This is a genomic window from Serratia quinivorans (assembly GCF_946227985.1).
In the GTDB taxonomy this organism is placed as follows: Bacteria; Pseudomonadota; Gammaproteobacteria; order Enterobacterales; family Enterobacteriaceae; genus Serratia; species Serratia quinivorans_A.
Map to the genome: position 1 here is coordinate 382,075 of NZ_CAMKGL010000001.1, position 14,721 is coordinate 396,795.

The 14,721-nt window shown below is 56.8% G+C and carries 15 protein-coding genes; 12 read left to right on the top strand and 3 right to left on the bottom strand.

Annotation, left to right across the window (positions count from 1 at the left end; all coding sequences use genetic code 11):
• Positions 1-24 precede the first annotated feature (24 nt).
• Positions 25-654, top strand: a complete 630-nt coding sequence (locus OCH02_RS01755; protein ID WP_261429464.1) for an alanyl-tRNA editing protein — start codon at positions 25-27, stop codon at positions 652-654.
• Between the two features lie 17 nt (positions 655-671).
• Here the strand turns inward: OCH02_RS01755 and OCH02_RS01760 are convergent, their stop codons facing one another.
• Positions 672-920, bottom strand: coding sequence for a hypothetical protein (locus tag OCH02_RS01760; RefSeq protein WP_261429466.1), 249 nt, complete (start codon positions 918-920; stop codon positions 672-674).
• A 175-nt stretch (positions 921-1,095) separates the two neighbouring features.
• Between OCH02_RS01760 and OCH02_RS01765 the strand changes: the two genes are divergently transcribed.
• The 8 genes from OCH02_RS01765 to OCH02_RS01800 all read left to right on the top strand — a co-directional run bounded on the left by OCH02_RS01765 (position 1,096) and on the right by OCH02_RS01800 (position 10,703).
• Entirely contained in the window at positions 1,096-2,727 is a 1,632-nt protein-coding gene (locus OCH02_RS01765) for a TIGR04028 family ABC transporter substrate-binding protein (RefSeq protein ID WP_261429467.1), read from the top strand.
• Positions 2,728-2,737: 10 nt separating this feature from the next.
• The gene (locus tag OCH02_RS01770; RefSeq protein ID WP_017893376.1) at positions 2,738-3,682 is read left to right on the top strand and encodes an ABC transporter permease; all 945 of its coding nucleotides are present in this window, start codon (positions 2,738-2,740) and stop codon (positions 3,680-3,682) included.
• The gene (locus OCH02_RS01775) at positions 3,679-4,569 is read left to right on the top strand and encodes an ABC transporter permease (RefSeq protein WP_261429468.1); all 891 of its coding nucleotides are present in this window, start codon (positions 3,679-3,681) and stop codon (positions 4,567-4,569) included. Before OCH02_RS01770 ends, OCH02_RS01775 begins: the two co-directional genes overlap by 4 nt.
• Positions 4,566-6,239: a dipeptide ABC transporter ATP-binding protein gene (locus OCH02_RS01780; protein WP_261429469.1), complete on the top strand. Its 1,674-nt coding sequence runs from the start codon at positions 4,566-4,568 to the stop codon at positions 6,237-6,239. The genes OCH02_RS01775 and OCH02_RS01780 overlap by 4 nt, the downstream gene beginning before the upstream one ends.
• Entirely contained in the window at positions 6,229-7,275 is a 1,047-nt protein-coding gene (locus tag OCH02_RS01785; RefSeq protein WP_261429471.1) for a putative FMN-dependent luciferase-like monooxygenase, read from the top strand. The genes OCH02_RS01780 and OCH02_RS01785 overlap by 11 nt, the downstream gene beginning before the upstream one ends.
• Positions 7,272-8,390, top strand: a complete 1,119-nt coding sequence (locus OCH02_RS01790) for an alkylhydroperoxidase domain protein (RefSeq protein WP_261429472.1) — start codon at positions 7,272-7,274, stop codon at positions 8,388-8,390. Before OCH02_RS01785 ends, OCH02_RS01790 begins: the two co-directional genes overlap by 4 nt.
• A 260-nt stretch (positions 8,391-8,650) precedes the next feature.
• Positions 8,651-9,559 carry a sugar glycosyltransferase gene (locus tag OCH02_RS01795; RefSeq protein WP_261430779.1) on the top strand — a complete coding sequence of 303 codons (909 nt, stop codon included), beginning with the start codon at positions 8,651-8,653 and terminating at the stop codon, positions 9,557-9,559.
• Positions 9,537-10,703 carry an O-antigen ligase family protein gene (locus OCH02_RS01800; protein ID WP_261429473.1) on the top strand — a complete coding sequence of 389 codons (1,167 nt, stop codon included), beginning with the start codon at positions 9,537-9,539 and terminating at the stop codon, positions 10,701-10,703. Before OCH02_RS01795 ends, OCH02_RS01800 begins: the two co-directional genes overlap by 23 nt.
• On the opposite strand, the gene OCH02_RS01805 is transcribed toward OCH02_RS01800, so the two are convergent.
• Positions 10,689-11,789 (bottom strand): glycosyltransferase family 9 protein, encoded by a 1,101-nt coding sequence (locus OCH02_RS01805; RefSeq protein ID WP_261429474.1) that lies wholly within the window; start codon positions 11,787-11,789, stop codon positions 10,689-10,691. The two genes, OCH02_RS01800 and OCH02_RS01805, sit on opposite strands and share 15 nt — an antisense overlap.
• A gap of 146 nt (positions 11,790-11,935) precedes the next feature.
• Complete coding sequence (locus OCH02_RS01810; RefSeq protein WP_261429475.1) at positions 11,936-12,571, bottom strand: flavodoxin family protein; 636 nt, start codon at positions 12,569-12,571, stop codon at positions 11,936-11,938.
• Between the two features lie 121 nt (positions 12,572-12,692).
• Here OCH02_RS01810 and OCH02_RS01815 point away from each other — a divergent pair, with 121 nt between their 5' ends.
• The 3 genes from OCH02_RS01815 (at position 12,693) to OCH02_RS01825 (ending at position 14,689) form a co-directional block, all read left to right on the top strand.
• Positions 12,693-13,574: a LysR substrate-binding domain-containing protein gene (locus OCH02_RS01815; RefSeq protein ID WP_261429476.1), complete on the top strand. Its 882-nt coding sequence runs from the start codon at positions 12,693-12,695 to the stop codon at positions 13,572-13,574.
• Positions 13,575-13,661: 87 nt separating this feature from the next.
• Positions 13,662-14,249, top strand: a complete 588-nt coding sequence (locus OCH02_RS01820) for a nitroreductase family protein (RefSeq protein ID WP_261429477.1) — start codon at positions 13,662-13,664, stop codon at positions 14,247-14,249.
• A 152-nt stretch (positions 14,250-14,401) separates the two neighbouring features.
• On the top strand, positions 14,402-14,689 hold the full coding sequence (locus OCH02_RS01825; protein WP_261429479.1) for a DUF2623 domain-containing protein: 288 nt from the start codon (positions 14,402-14,404) through the stop codon (positions 14,687-14,689).
• The last annotated feature ends 32 nt before the right edge of the window (positions 14,690-14,721 follow it).

Genomic DNA, 14,721 nt, shown 5'->3' on the forward strand with positions numbered 1-14,721 from the left:
GAGCCACTAACCAGGAGAAAAACCATGACCGAACGGCTTTATTATTACAGCGATGACTTACAGGGCACAGCACAGGTGCTGGCCTGTACTCCGGTTGAAGAGGGGGGATACGCGATAGAGCTGAACGCCACGCTGTTCCACCCACAAGGTGGCGGGCAACCGGCCGACGGCGGCCTGCTCGGTACTGTCCCGGTGCTGCGCGTGGCGCAGCAGGGCGAAAAAGTGCTGCACTTTACCGCCGAACCGCTGCCAGAAGGGCCGGTGAGCGTGCAGGTGGATGGCGAACTGCGCCGCTTGCATACCCGTTGGCATTCCGCTGGACATGTGATTGGCTGGTTGGGTGAAACGCGCGGCTGGCAGCCGATAAAGGCGCACCACTGGCCGGGGGAAGGACGCATTACCTTCGTGCCGGGCGCTGAACCCCAAACCCTGGATCAGGATTTCCTGCATGCGGAGTTGGCGCGACTGATCGCGGCGGATTTCCCGCGCAAGCAACTGGCGGTTGACGGCCTGCGCCAGGTAGGGTTTGGCGAATTGCCTACCTATGGCTGCGGCGGTACCCATGTCCCTTCACTGAGCGAGCTGGGTGAGGTAAAGATTACTGGGTTAAAGATGAAAAAAGGGCAGTTGATTGTGCAGTATGAGCTGGGCTGAGGTTTGATCCGGACCGATTATTTCGCCGGCCCGGCCTGCCGCAGCAGGGTGCAGAAAGCACATTGGCATCCGGCCTGCGGCAGGGCCGTACAGGTGCCGATATTGACCGCTTGCGCGTCCAGCGCATGGAAGCCGTAAAACTTATTTTCAATGTTATTTTCCGCTGTACGTGCCCGTTCCGGCTGCGTCTCGGGCACTTTGGACTGAAACGCGGCGGCCTGTCCGGCCAATAGGCCAAGGAACAACAGCGAGAGCTGAATTTTCATTTTCGTCTTCCCGGTTTAATTTCTGATACGTTATAACAAAACACGCACTCTGCCAACCGCAGACGCCTTGTGCATTTTCCGCCATTGGTTAGCGAAATTAGTTCGTTCAACTCCCCGCCAATTTGGTTTGTTATCTAACCCATAACATTCCGAAATAAAGAAGGCGTGGCACTCTATGTTTAATTTCTCTTTCAATCGATTAACCAGTGGAATAACAGTGGCATTGGCATTGGGATTGGCGGCGGGGATAAGTCCGGCGCTGGCATCGGTGCAGGGCGGCACGCTTGTTTACCTGGAACAGCAGGCGCACACCAATCTTTATCCCCCGTCCGGCGGCTTTTACCCCAATGGCGGTATCCTTAATCAAATCACCGACAAGCTGACCTACCAGAATCCGCAAACGCTGGAGATTGAGCCGTGGATTGCCGAGTCCTGGAGCAGCAACGCCGACAAAACCGAATACACCTTCAAGCTGCGCTCTGGCGTGACTTTCTCCGACGGCACACCGCTGGATGCCAACGCGGTGGCGAAAAACTTCGATACTTATGGCCTGGGCAATAAAGAGAAACGCCTGCCGGTATCGGAGGTCATCAATAATTACGACCGCAGCGAAGTGATAGACCCGCTAACCGTCAAATTTTACTTCAAGCACTCGTCACCGGGTTTCCTGCAGGGTACCGCGACCATCGGATCGGGCCTGGTTTCGCTTGGCACTTTGAACCGCAGTTATGATGAGTTGGGCGACGCACGGCATATCATCGGCTCCGGCCCGTTTGTGGTCAGCGGCGAAACGCTGGGGCGAGAGGTCAGCCTGAGCGTTCGCAAAGACTATCACTGGGGGCCGACCAAACTGGCTCAGCAAGGGCGCGCCAATCTGGACGCTATCAAGGTGATTGTCACCGGGGAAGACAGTGTGCGTATCGGCGCATTGCAGGCTGGGCAGGCGGACTTTATTCGCCAGATCCAGGCCTACGACGAGAAGCAGACGCAGGAACAGGGCTTCACGATTTACGCGGCCCCCACGCGCGGTGTCAACGATAGCCTGGCCTTCCGGCCGGACAATCCACTGGTAAGCGACCTGCGTGTACGTCAGGCACTGCTGCACGCCACCGACAGCAAGCAGATTGTCGATACGCTGTTCTCGGTTAACTATCCGCAGGCCAAATCGGTCATTGCCTCTTCCGCCGCCGGTTTTGTCGACTTGTCCGCCAAGCTGAAGTTCGATCCCCAACTGGCCAACCGCCTGCTGGATGAGGCCGGGTGGAAAAAAGGCAGTGACGGTCTGCGCGAGAAGGACGGTAAAAAGCTGCTGCTGAATATCTACGAATCGCTGCCGCAACCGCAGAACAAGGCGGTGCTGCAACTGGTTTCGCAGCAGTGGGGCAAGGTTGGTGCCCGCTTGAACATTCTGGCGGGTGACGCCGGCAGCCGGGTGGCGGATAACCTCGATCCGCAGAAAACCCCGGCGGCGGTGGTGGAAGTGGGGCGGGCCGACCCGGACGTGATCAAAAGCCAGTTCTACCCGACTAACCGCGATGCGTTGTTGCAGCAGGGCGGGACGGGCAAAAACAGCGCATTCAAAGATGACAAGCTGAACGCGCTGCTGCTGGGCATCGCCTCTGAGGTGGACCCGCAAAAACGCCTGCAGATTGCCGGTGAGGCGCAAAATTACCTGCTCGATCAGGCGTACGTGATCCCGTTCTTCGAGGAGCCGCAGGTGTTTGCCGGTGCGCCTTATCTGAAGGGGGTGAGTTTCGAAGCGGTCGGTCGCCCGAGTTTTTACGGCGCCTGGTTAGAGAAACACTAAGGGGGCGATGATGAGCCGATATTTGGCGCGGCGCATTGGGCAGGCGCTGCTGGTGCTGTGGGCGACCTTTAGCCTGTCGTTTCTCCTGCTGCAGGTGCTGCCCGGCGATGCCATCCTGATTAAATTTCAAAATCCGGATATGGGGTTAAGTCCGGCGCAGATAGCCGATATGCGTGCCGCCTATGGTGCCGATGTGTCGCTGTGGCAGCAGTACCTGCATGCGCTGGGCAACGTGCTGCGTGGGGATCTGGGGTATTCCATTCAGGCTGGGGTGCCGGTGACCGAGCTGTTGGCCACCAACCTGCCCGCCACGCTGCAACTGGCGGTGCTGGGTTTCACGCTGGCGCTGCTGCTGGCGCTGGCGATTGCCTTTATCTCCAACCTGACCGGCTTTGGCTGGCTGAGAGCGGCGCTGCAGTCGCTGCCGTCGTTGTTTGTCTCGGTGCCGACCTTCTGGCTGGGGATTGTGCTGATCCAGGTGTTTTCGTTCCAACTCAAGCTGATCCCGGTGATCAACCCGGGTGAGTGGCAGGGGTTAATCCTGCCGATTGTGACATTGGCGGTACCGATCTCCGCTCCCTTGGCGCAGATCCTGATCCGCAGCATTGATCAGGTGCAAACTCAACCGTTTGTCGCCGTAGCTCGGGCTAAAGGTGCCAGCCGTAGCGGGGTGCTGTGGCGGCATGTGGCGCGTAACGCCATGCTGCCTGCGCTGACCATCGCCGGCATTCTGCTGGGTGAATTGATAGCCGGGGCATTGATTACCGAAACCGTATTTGGTCGTAGCGGGCTGGGCCAACTCACCTTACAGGCAGTTCTGAACCAGGATGTGGCGGTGCTGCAGGCGATTGTCGTCATTTCCGCCGCCGCTTTCGTCACTCTCAACCTGCTGGTTGATCTGCTGTTCCCGCTGTTGGACCCACGATTGAAAACCCATACAGGAGCCGCCGTATGAGCAGTATTTCCTTTGAAAAAACGGGCGTGCCTGAACGCGATCTGGGCGGTCTTGAAAGCGAAGGAACCTTATCCACCAGCCGTCCGCGCCGTCGTCGGGTACCGCTGACGTTGTTGCTGGCCTGGGGGGTGATCGCCATTGCGGTGCTATGGGCGTTGGCCCCTCAGTTATTCACCGCATACAGCGGCATTGAAGGCATTGCCGGAGCGCAGCGCCTGGCACCGGGTGGCGCACACTGGCTGGGTACGGATCAACTGGGTCGCGACCTGTACGCACGCATTGTCTATGGTGCCTCGCAGACGCTGTCCGCCGCGCTGGTGGCGGTGGCACTGGGGCTGCTGCTGGGCACTGCGCTGGGGCTGATTGCCGGTGCGCTGGGGGGCATCGCGGACGAGGCGGTGATGCGTTTTGTCGACGTGTTGCTGTCGATTCCTGGCCTGCTGCTGTCGCTGAGCATCATTATTTTGCTGGGGTTTGGCACGGTTAATGCCGCCATCGCCGTCGGTATTACTTCGGTCGCCAACTTTGCCCGCCTGGCACGTGCCGAGGTGGTGCGGGTGCGCCACAGTGATTACGTCGAGGCGGCCTATGGCAGCGGCGGCACCTTCTGGGCGGTGCTGTGGCGGCACATCCTGCCGAACTCGCTGACGTCGGTGATCGCCTTCTCGGCGCTGCAGTTTGGCAGCGCTATTTTGGCGATCGCTACCCTGAGTTTCCTGGGCTATGGCACTCCGCCGCCGACGCCGGAGTGGGGGCTGCTGATCGCCGAAGGGCGCAATTATATCTCCACCGCCTGGTGGCTGACCACCTTCCCGGGGTTGGTGGTAGTGGCGGTGGTGCTGGCGGCCAATCGCATCAGCCGTGCATTGGGGAGAACGCAACCATGAGTACCAGGGCGGTATTACAACAGGCGACGGCTACGCCGGTGCTGGAACTGGAGCAGGTGTCGATTGCCTATCAGGGGGCAACCGGCAGCCAGCGGGTAGTGCATCAGGTGTCGTTCGCCATTCAGCCTGGGGAAGTGGTGGCGCTGGTCGGTGAGTCCGGTTCAGGCAAAACGACTACCGCTCAGGCGATCATTGGCCTGCTGACGGAAAATGGCCGTCTGGAGCAGGGCGCTATCCGTCTCAACGGTACCGATATTAGCCATTGGTCGTCGCGACGTCTGGACGCGGTGCGTGGCGCGCAAATCAGTTTGATCCCGCAAGATCCTTCCAGCTCGCTCAATCCGGTGAAAACCATCGGCGAACAGGTAGCGGAAATCCTCAATATTCACCGTCGGTTACCACGCAAACAGGTGCAGCAGCGTGTCCTGGCATTACTGACCCGTGTTGGCCTGACACACCCGGAGCTGCGGACGCGTCAGTATCCGCATGAACTTTCCGGCGGTATGAAACAACGGGTATTGATCGCTATTGCTATCGCACTGCAGCCGGCGCTGATTATCGCCGATGAGCCGACCAGCGCGCTGGATGTCACGGTACAAAAGCGCATTCTTGATTTGATCGACGAGTTACGGCAGGAATTTGGTACCGCGGTACTGCTGGTGACCCACGACCTGGCGGTGGCGGCGGAACGTGCCGACCGGTTGCTGGTGTTTCGCCATGGCCGGGTGCAGGAGCAGGGCGTGACCGCCGAAGTGCTGCGTGCACCCGCCAGCGACTACACCCGGCGGCTGTTTGCCGACGTGCCGTCGCTGACCCGTACGGCGGCGGTGCAACCCCGTCACCGTTCGCCAGAGCTGGCAATCCAGGTCAATGGGCTGGTGAAAGATTTCCGCCTGGCCGGTGTGGGTGGCAAAACTTACCGTGCGCTGGATCAGGTGTCGTTCAGCGTGCCGCGTGGCACCACCCATGCGTTGGTGGGGGAGTCTGGCTCCGGCAAGACCACGCTGGCGCGTTGCCTGCTCGGTTTTCAACGGCCCGACGCCGGGCAAATCATGATCGACGGCGTTGATTTCACCCAACTGAAGGGCGACGCGCTGCGGCAGTTCCGTCGCCGCATTCAGTTGGTGTACCAGAACCCGTTCGGCTCGCTCGATCCGTCCCAGACGCTGTATCAGGTGATTGAAGAGCCGCTGCTGAACTTTGAGCCGCTGGGCAAAGCCGAGCGCTATCGCCGGGTACGTGAACTGTTTGAACGGGTGGCGCTGCCGAACGAGTTGCTGAGCCGTAAACCCCGCGAACTGTCTGGCGGCCAACGCCAACGGGTGGCGATTGCCCGTGCGCTGGTGCTGCAACCCCGGGTACTGGTGCTGGACGAAGCGACATCGGCCCTGGATGTCACGGTGCAGGCGCAGATCCTGCGGTTGTTGCAGGATTTGCAGCAGGAACTGGGGCTGAGCTATTTGTTTATCTCACACGATCTGGCCACCGTACGGCAGATTTCACACAGCGTTTCGGTATTGCACCGGGGGATACAGGTGGACAGCGGCGCGACCGGCGAGCTGTTCGCCATGCCGGGCAGCGATTATACCCGTCAGTTGATTGAGGCCATTCCCGGCCGTCAGTTTTATGCCGAACAGCCCAAGAGTGAGGACGTATTCTATGAGCAGTAAAAGACTGGGGTTTTTCACCCGCTTGCTGGATCAGGGCAGCGCGCAACAGCGCTACCGGTTGGCGACAGAGCAAATCCTGCATGCCGAACGGGTCGGGTTTGATAGTGCCTGGGTGGCGCAGCACCATTTTCATGAAGATGAAGGCGGTTTGCCCTCACCCTTGGTGTTCCTGGCGCAGGTGGCGGCACGAACTCGTCATATCCGACTGGGAACCGGGGTGATCACGCTACCGATGGAGTCAGCCATTCGTGTGGCGGAAGATACTGCAGTGCTGGATCTGCTGTCCGACGGCAGGCTGGAGGTGGGGATTGCCGCCGGGGGGACACCGTCCTCGTTCAGCGCCTTCGGTTTTGATGCTCAGCAGCGCCACGCGGTGTTTGCCGACAACTTCAACACCTTGTTACGCGCCTGGCGCGGTGAAGCATTGGGTGGCGAAGATAACCGGTTGTACCCGGCTGCGCCACAGTTGGCAGAGCGGGTGTGGCAGGCGACCTTTTCTGTCGAGGGGGGCGAACGCGCGGGGCGGGCCGGCGATGGCTTAATGCTGTCGCGCACGCAACCGCGCCCGGAGGATGCGCCAGATCTGCCGCTGGACGAATTGCAGAACCCGATTATTGACGCCTATCTGGCGGCGCTACCGCCCGGCATCGCGCCGCGCATTATGGGCTCACGCACCGCCTTGGTGACCGATAATAGCCAACAGGCGCGGGACTTTGCTGCACAGGGGCTGGGCCGTGGGCTTGAACGCCTGCGCGCCAGCGGCCACCGACCCTCTGACGAATCGCTCGATGGGCTGATCCGTGCTTTTGACGTGCATCTTGGCACGCCGGATCAGGTGATTGCTTCGTTGCAGAAAGACAGCGCGTTGGCGCGGGTGACCGATTTGGCCTTCCAGGTGCATTCCATCGATCCGCCACATACCCACATTCTGCGCTCTATCGAGTTACTCGCCCGCCACGTTGCCCCAGAGTTGGGCTGGCAACGTCGCACTCCCGTCTCTATCTCTTATGAACATCACGCTGAGGAAAAGGTATGACTGCAACATTGGATAATGACGACCTACTGGCCGTGCTGGCAGAGATCGCACCCGATTCCGAACTGGCGCAGGCCAGGGCGACACGGCAGGCGGCGACAGACGCGATTCAGGCCAGCTACCTGGCGCTGTTTGCTCCCGTTGATGCCAGCGATTTTCCCGTAGCGCAGCGGTTGCAAATTGCACAGCGCATCAGCGAATGGCATGCGGATAAACCCTTGGCGGCCCATTATGCGGCGTTGCTGCAACAGCAGGGCGGTGCAAAGGATAGCCCGCGTTTGCAGGCGGCGCTGGATCACGCCGAACGGCTGGCGTTCAAACCCGCCAGTGCTGACGCGCAGCATTTGCAGGCATTGCAGCAGGCCGGTTGGTCACTGGATGATATTGTCACCCTGTCGCAACTGATCGCTTTTGTCAGCTTCCAAAGCCGTTTGCTGACGGGCTATCGGCTGCTGGGTGGCAAGCCGGTCGAAAGGAGCAGTGCTTCTCCCGTCAGCGCCGGCAGTTGGCGTACCGAGTCCGCTACCCTGGGCGGCCGACATGCTCCGCCAAAGTTCACCCGTCAGGAGTTGGGTTGGGAGCCGTGGATCGCCGCCAAACCGCTAACGGAGTTTGATGCATCAGGCCAGGCGTTGTTAACGCGTTTCGGGCATGGTGACTCGGATTATTTCCGCTTGCTGGCGCGTAACCATCCGGTGCTGGAGCAGAGAACGTTGGCGGACCGGGCCATTTTCTATACGCAAGGCGGGCTGGAACGTAAGGATCGCGAACTGGCGGCGACGGTGGCCAGCAAGGTGAATGGCTGTATCTATTGCGCTTCGGTGCATGCACGCAAGGCGGCCCAGTTGTCCAAACAGACGGACGAGGTGCAACGTCTGCTGGATGTGGCTCCGGGGGACGTGTTGAGTGAGGGGCAAGGGGAGCCGTGGCGGGCACAGATAGACTTTGCCGCGGCGTTGTCCGCTACGCCGCCACAGGTTAATGCCGAACATCTGGCACTGCTGCGTGCGCAGGGGCTGGATGCGCTGGCGCTGCTGGACCTGGTGCAGTCGACGGCGTTCTTTGCCTGGGCTAACCGGCTGATGCTGACTCTGGGTGAACCCTTCGACGATCGGTAAGCCTTCCGCCGATAACTCCCGTGTAAACCGGGGCGAAAGTTTTCGCCCCCAAGCAATTTAAGATAATAATTACCTTTTAAGGCATATCTTTAACGTTATTAACAAAGCGACATAACTCTTGTCGGAATTATAACGAAGAACTCAAATTGCATAAATTGCTCGCCGTCATGAATGCTCCGATACTCGACCCATCAATGGATTTAATTAAGATCAGAAAATCTTTGTAGGTCTGAGGGTATTTTTGATGGGACATGGGCGCGATGGGAAGTTTTTTTAAGCAGATATACCGTTATTCACATTCTCGCCCCTACCGGCATAATGAAAATCTCTGGCCCTATGTAAAAATAGAACGTGCTGCCAGTGGAGAGGTTGTCGTACTTCATTATAAAAAGCAGATTGTTCCTATAGTCGGGTTGTCCGCGCTGAAAGACAGTTGCCAAGGGCCAATACTGTTGACGGCCACTGGGCCATCGGTGAACTCCATTTGCTTTGGCGATATTCCTGAAATGCCGGCTCTCGGGGTCAATGGCGCTTATTACTTAAGCTCGAAGGTGAGTTTTCGCTTTTATGTTATTGTCGATATGGGATTTATCGATCAACGACCTGACATTATTAAAGAGATCATTCTGGCAACGGGTTTAATCCTGTTCACTACGGTCCACGGCGTGGCGAAAATAATCGATCGCTTCACGCTGGCTGGCGTGAAGTGCCAGTTCGCCGTCATCGAAGATGCAGCTTTCAAGATTTATAGCCCAAGAATAAATCCTCTGGCGCTGTGGGATCATTACCGCCACGACTGTGATGTTCATTTTTCCTCTGTCTGTAAATCCATTGGCTTTAGTCATGATATTCGGCATGGCATTTGCGATGCCGGCACGGTGGTGTATTGGGCGTTTCAGATCATCGCCTTCCTGGGGTTTAAACAGATATTTATTGCCGGGCTGGATATGAACAATTTCCATTTACCACGTTTCTATGAAACGCCAGAAAACAAACTGCCGACATTTTTACCCGAAAAGGTTGAAGATATGATCATTCCAGCATTTAGCCACGCCGCTGAAAGAATGAGAATCAACAATATCGCCGTAAAGAATTTTTCATTGGCGAGCGCCATAGATACCCGTATTTTTGAAAAGGTTGATTGCAGTGATTTTTTCAAAAAAAACTGATGTCGCCAACCTGATTGCTGTTTACGCTTTTTTGGTCTTTTTATTTTTTAGCGCCATTTTTTGCGGTCATACCCGGGTGAATAATCTATTTCATATCTCGGCATTTTTTTTCCTGCTGACGCTGGCCACCCGACCGGAATTCCGTCAGGCCTGGCTTGGCAGGCGTGCTGCACTCATCGGTATAGCCTTGGCAGCGTATTTTTTGGCGTACTACTCCGCCAGTAATTTCTGGGGAGGCACACCGGAAGATGCGCTGTCTGCTCTGACGCATAGCGCTTATATTTTGATTTATCTCGGCCTGTGGGTCTCGGTGTTGGATAGCCCTCGCCGTAATCTGTTACTTTGTGCCGTGATTGCCGGTATCACCTTGCTTTGTCTGTATCTGACATGGGGGGATTACCACCAAATTTATACCCTCAGAGAAACGTCTGACGCCAATCCCGGCCCGCGTAATGTGATCGATCTTGCCGGTTATGCTGCATTGGGCATTATTTTGAGCCTGATGGTTTTTCGTGAAACCCAACAAAAAAAGGTCCTGCTGACGATCCCACTGTTTTTTGCCTTTATGGTGCTGACACAAAGTCGCGGGCCTTTGATTGCCTTAATGGCGGCGCTGGCGTTAACCACGCATTACCGTGCGCTGAATAAAAAGTTGGCCATGCGCATTGTGGCGATGACGATATTTACCGCAGGCATGGTGCTATGGTCATCCATCGGGGAAATACTGATTACGCGTTTTGCCGAGTTGTATCAGCAGAGCTTTGTGCGGATGAGCATCTGGCGACACAGCCTGGCGTTGATAGAACAGGCGCCGTTTTTCGGCTATGGATTTGATAAAGAACTGACGTTTACCAATTATACCGGCGAGTTTATTCATACGACTCACAGCCTGTATCTGGGGGCGTTGCTCAAAGGCGGGCTGGTGGGCTTTTGCCTGTTCATCACGTTGCTGACGTTTGGCGCGCGGCTTGCCGTGCGCCATCTCAGGGCCGGACGGCGGCTGGAGGCAGCGTTATACCTGTTTATGCTGATCTTCTACTGCTCACAGGGCATGTTTGTTATCGCGAATCCGGCCGAGTTTTGGTACCTGTTCTGGTTCCCCTTGGCTGTGGTGTTCGCCCAACCCACCTCAATGGCGCGTTAGGGCCAACGCGTTCGTCACTTTTTCAAATACCTGACTTTCACTGATGATGCTGAGGGGTTGGCGGCGTTGAGCCGTAGTGAGCGATTGGGCATCAACCGACACGTTCATTACCTGATGCAGTTCGCGATTTTGATAAGGGCCGGTGTGCTGCGGATTAGCCGTGACAAACAGGCTGATGGTCGGGGTTTTCAGGGCAACGGCCAGATGCAATGGGCCGGTGTCGCCAGTGACCAATACCTGCAGGTTTGACATCACCGCCAGCAGTTGCGGCAGGGTGGTTTTGCCGATATGGCTGACCACGCGTTGCCGTTCGGCCTCTGTCAGCCCCGCGATAAATTCTTGCTCTATAGACAGCTCTTTTGGCGAGCCGACTAATTCGATTTGATGGTGCGGCGACTGCGCCAGCAACAGTTTTGCCAGGCGAATAAACTGACCGACGGGCCAGCAACGCAGCGTTTCAGACGCGCCCATTTGAAAACCGATCGGGATTTTATCTGCGGTTTTATTCATCGTCGCAAACTCAACGGGTATAAACATTTCGCTGTTGTCGGTCTTGCAGCCCAACTGTGCCACTAAATCCAGCTTGCGCTGAATTAAATGGCCGCCGGTACTTTGGCTCACGCCGCTCAACCAGGGCTCCATGCCGGTGGCTTTGTTGCCGTAGGCGTCCTTGAACACATATTGGCAACCGGCAGTAATGGCGACAATCACGTCGTAAGGGGATTTGGAGTGCAGGATGATCGCCAGTTGCGGCTTATGTTTTCGCAACTGGTGAATAATGCTGAGCATGTCCTTGGCTTTATGATCCCAATAAATAACATCATTAAAGCAACGGCTGGTCGCGACCAGCTGTTTATTTTTATGGCTGGAAATCAGGGTGATGCTTGCCGTTGGATAGCGTTCACGCACCGCGCGAATGGCCGGCGTATTAAACATCAGGTCGCCAAGGGCGGTGGTGGAAAAAATAACGATGCGCTCAAAGGTCAGCTCCGGCTTAAAACTGGCTTTCTGCTGGAAGTTGCCGCCCAACCGGGTGTACATATGAAGACAGGCGTTGGCCGCTGTTATTTTCCACTGTTTCGACATCTTGTTTCGCTTTGAGTTAATTGGCGCGCCGGTCTGGCATCTGCATCATATGACGTTTGTCCTGGTGGGCCAATGGTCGGCAATAGTTTGCTACATATGCTTGCGCAACCTTGATAAAGGGGCAGCGAGCCACCCCATTTGCTGAGTCAATCTTGCCAAACCTGTGTGCTGCGCGGCGTATCCATCCGGTAATCAGAATAGTGACGCGTGAAAATTTCACGGCCCAGATCGCGGGCAGCCTGCAGCGGATTACGTGGATCACGGCTGACTTCTCCCCGATTGTTGCCCGCGCCCTGAACCACCCCGACGAACTCGCAATGCGAGTAACGGCTGAATTCCTGAATTTGATGCACGATCCCCATAGCTCCGCCGGGATAGGTTTCCTCCGAGGCCACCGTCAGCCCGATGCGTTTACCCCTCATGCGTTGATGCACCTGTTCGGCTTCAGGGTAGGCGTTGGAGTAATAGCTGAAAGAGCGATCGAAAAAGGCTTTGGTTTGCGCCGACATGCCGTACCAGTATAGCGGGGTGCAAAATACTGCCGCATCCGCCGGCAAGAAGTGCTCCAGAAACAGTTCGCCATAGCGATCGGCAGGTGGCGAGGTATGGCGTTCGTCCGTCAGAAAACCGCTGATGTAATCATCCAAAAAATGCAGGCTGGCTTCGGTGCCGACGTCGGCGGCTCCTGCCATCACGGCCTGCGCCAATGCTGCACTGTTGCCGTCACGACGTGGGCTGCCCACCAGGACGATAAGGCGTTTGGGTTGCTGAGATGAATTCATGTCACGCTCCGTTTTACTGACCATAGATATAAGGTAGCCAATTTACGGTGCTCAAAGAGTCAGTGACAAATGACGGCTATTCTTTCAGGATGAGTTAAATTCATCCGTATGGAGTTTGATCATGTTTGCCACGCTCCCGGTTACTGCATTGCGAACCTTTGAATCCGCTGCCCGCCTGCGCAGTTTTAAACAGGCTGCACTGGAACTGGCGGTAACCCCGACGGCGGTATCGCATCAGATCAAGGCGCTTGAGCAGCAGTTGGGCTTTGCCTTGTTCGATCGGGTGCCGCGCGGTGTGCGGCTAACGCAGAAGGGCGAGCGTTTGTTCGCCGGGGTGCATACCGCTTTGCTCGATGTGGCAACCACGCTGGATGCGATACGACCGGTTCCCAGTACCGGCTCACTGTGTGTTTCCGTCACCCATTCTTTCGCCGCATTGTGGCTGGTCCCGCGCCTGGGGCGCTTTTATCAGGCTTACCCGCACTATTTGGTACGCCTGGAGGCCTGCGGTGAAGTGATTGATCTACAGCAGGACGCCAGCGTGGACATTGCTATTCGCTACAGCAGTACCGACTACCCGAAGTTGCATCAGGCTGCGCGGCTGGAAGAGAGCTTTGGTGTCTACGGTGCCCCGGATTTGTGTTCAACGGGGCAACAAGCGCCCTCGCTGATCACCGTTCACTGGCATGACTCCACCCTGTATGAAACCGGCTGGCGCGAGTGGTGCCAGGCTGCGGGTGTCGACTGGTGGCAACGGCATACCGCGTTGCGGGCTTATGACGAAGAGCATTATGCTTTGCAGGCGGCGGTGGCCGGGCAGGGGCTGGTGCTGGCCAGTTCGGTGATGGTGTCGGACCTGGTGCGTAACGGGTTGCTGGTATCCTATCGGCCGGAGGTTTGCGTACCGGGTGCGGCTTATACCGCGCTGTGCGTACCTGGGCGCGAACGGCACCCGCCGGTACGGGCATTTCTGGATTGGCTGCACCAGGAGATTTCGCGCTGAGCCACCGCACAAAATAAAAGTTTTTCTGGCGTGAGGCATGGGAATATCAGATAACGTTGTTATTCCCTTCCCATGAGAGAGATGTCCATGAGCCAGCCAAGAGTTTCTGATTATCCCATTGATGCACAGTTTATTGAACGTTGGTCGCCGCGCGCGCTGGCCAATGATGCTATCGACGATGAGACCCTGCTGAGTTTTTTTGAAGCGGCCCGCTGGTCACCTTCGGCCTATAACATTCAGCCGTGGCGTTTTGCCTACAGCAAGCAGGGTTCGGCCAGCTGGGACAGCTATCTGGATTTCCTGATTGAATTCAATCGCGGTTGGGCGCAGCACGCTTCAGCGCTGGTGGTGATTATCTCCAAAACCACCAGTCTGAACGGTGACAAGGAAGTCAGTAACCCGAGCCATGCCTTTGATGCCGGGGCTGCCTGGGCCAACCTGGCGCTGCAGGCGCATCTGAAAGGTTGGCTGACCCACTGCATGGGCGGTGTTCATCACGACAAAATCAAGGCTGCGTTGAACTTGCCGGACAACTACCAGGTACACGGCATGGTGGCGATTGGCAAAGCGGGTGATAAATCCCTGCTGCCGGAGTTTCTGCAGCAAAAAGAGATCCCTTCAGGGCGCTTGCCGCTGGAGAAGACGGTGGTAGAAGGGCTGAACTTTACTCTTTAATCACCCGTGTTTTATGCTTATCGGCCCGCAGAGTTCCGCTCAGCGGGTTTTTTATGCGCTTGGATTACGAGGTAAAACTTTGTGAGTATGTCCAGTGGCGTGATAATCGTTATATAATTATTTACATAGCGATTATCAAAAGAGGGGGCGTCATGAACAATCACTTCGGTAAGGGGCTGCTGGCCGGTTTGGCTGCGAAGAATGCCGGCCCGGCTTCGGAGCTTTCCCGGTTTTGTTGTGACTACAAACGTGGCTTCGTGCTGGGCTATGCGCACCATTTGGCGGAAAGGCTGGGTGACGAAAACCAGGCCGCATTCGAAGCCGGGTTACTGTGCCGGGCGTACAGCCTCAATGGGGAAGTGATGAGCGAGTTCTTCTCTGGCGGCACTGATCGTCTGGCCGAAAAGTTTTTCTGCGCCGGATATCACCGCGAGCAGTAAAATCAGGCCTTATTTCACTCTGGGGTGAAAGC

Coding starts and splice junctions, on each gene's coding strand:
- OCH02_RS01755 (WP_261429464.1), top strand. CDS start 25: ATGACCGAACGGCTTTATTATTACAGCGATGACTTACAGGGCACAGCA.
- OCH02_RS01760 (WP_261429466.1), bottom strand. CDS start 920: ATGAAAATTCAGCTCTCGCTGTTGTTCCTTGGCCTATTGGCCGGACAG.
- OCH02_RS01765 (WP_261429467.1), top strand. CDS start 1,096: ATGTTTAATTTCTCTTTCAATCGATTAACCAGTGGAATAACAGTGGCA.
- OCH02_RS01770 (WP_017893376.1), top strand. CDS start 2,738: ATGAGCCGATATTTGGCGCGGCGCATTGGGCAGGCGCTGCTGGTGCTG.
- OCH02_RS01775 (WP_261429468.1), top strand. CDS start 3,679: ATGAGCAGTATTTCCTTTGAAAAAACGGGCGTGCCTGAACGCGATCTG.
- OCH02_RS01780 (WP_261429469.1), top strand. CDS start 4,566: ATGAGTACCAGGGCGGTATTACAACAGGCGACGGCTACGCCGGTGCTG.
- OCH02_RS01785 (WP_261429471.1), top strand. CDS start 6,229: ATGAGCAGTAAAAGACTGGGGTTTTTCACCCGCTTGCTGGATCAGGGC.
- OCH02_RS01790 (WP_261429472.1), top strand. CDS start 7,272: ATGACTGCAACATTGGATAATGACGACCTACTGGCCGTGCTGGCAGAG.
- OCH02_RS01795 (WP_261430779.1), top strand. CDS start 8,651: ATGGGAAGTTTTTTTAAGCAGATATACCGTTATTCACATTCTCGCCCC.
- OCH02_RS01805 (WP_261429474.1), bottom strand. CDS start 11,789: ATGTCGAAACAGTGGAAAATAACAGCGGCCAACGCCTGTCTTCATATG.
- OCH02_RS01810 (WP_261429475.1), bottom strand. CDS start 12,571: ATGAATTCATCTCAGCAACCCAAACGCCTTATCGTCCTGGTGGGCAGC.
- OCH02_RS01815 (WP_261429476.1), top strand. CDS start 12,693: ATGTTTGCCACGCTCCCGGTTACTGCATTGCGAACCTTTGAATCCGCT.
- OCH02_RS01820 (WP_261429477.1), top strand. CDS start 13,662: ATGAGCCAGCCAAGAGTTTCTGATTATCCCATTGATGCACAGTTTATT.
- OCH02_RS01825 (WP_261429479.1), top strand. CDS start 14,402: ATGAACAATCACTTCGGTAAGGGGCTGCTGGCCGGTTTGGCTGCGAAG.